Source organism: Mammaliicoccus sp. G-M28 (genome assembly GCF_022386595.1).
In the GTDB taxonomy this organism is placed as follows: domain Bacteria; phylum Bacillota; class Bacilli; order Staphylococcales; family Staphylococcaceae; genus Mammaliicoccus; species Mammaliicoccus fleurettii.
Genome location: NZ_JAJNIF010000037.1, coordinates 1 through 860, shown reverse-complemented (window position 1 = coordinate 860; position 860 = coordinate 1). Strand labels below are relative to the sequence as shown.

At 33.4% G+C, this 860-nt stretch carries 1 protein-coding gene; it reads right to left on the bottom strand.

What is annotated here, in order from left to right:
- Nucleotides 1-860: IS256 family transposase (locus LQ609_RS12570; protein WP_239734845.1), on the bottom strand; the 860-nt coding region annotated here is incomplete at both ends.

The window sequence follows — 860 nt, the reverse complement described above, 5'->3', positions numbered from 1 at the left end:
TGTAATGCATGTTGATAAGTAGGTGCTTTAAAAATAGATTTAAGTAACAGTTTTGCATCTTCAGAATTTTTCTTAGGGAAACGTTCAACAATGTTTTTAAGAAAATGAAAAGTACAACGTTGCCAAGATGAATCTATAAATTGAGATTTAATAGATTTAATAAGACCAGAATGAGCATCAGAAATAATAAGCTCTGGTGTCGTTAAGCCACGCATTCTAAGGTCTTCAAAAAATTCAGACCAAGCCTTTTCAGATTCTTGATTAGAAATTTTAAAGCCAATAATTTCACGCTGTCTAAGTTCATTAATACCCATTGCGGTGTAAACACCCTTGGATACTATTTTATTATTCTCTCTAACTTTTATATACATAGCATCAACAAACACATACTTATATTGATGATTCGTAATGGGTCTACTTGCCCATTCTTGAATATCAGGATCTATATTTTTCATTACTTCAGAAATCGTTGATTTCGATACAGATTCCCCTGATAAAGCCTCGACAATCTTCGTGATATTCCGAGTTGAAACACCATTAATATAAGCTTCCATCATAGCTAAAATAAGAGATTGATCAGAGCGTGTGTACTGTTCGAAAACGTCAGTTGTAAACTCACCATCACGTGTTCTAGGCACTTTCAGATGAATTTTACCAACAGGCATCATAAAATCACGTTCGTAGTAGCCATTTCGTTGGGCAATCCTTTTAGGATTCTTTTGTTTGAAATCTGCATTTACATACTGGTCTCTTTCCATCTCCATATAAGCATTTAAGACAGATACAGCAATACTTTTCATAGCTGTATTTAAGTTACTTTCAAATATAGCACTTGCCAATTCTTCAAAGTCTACGTTAAT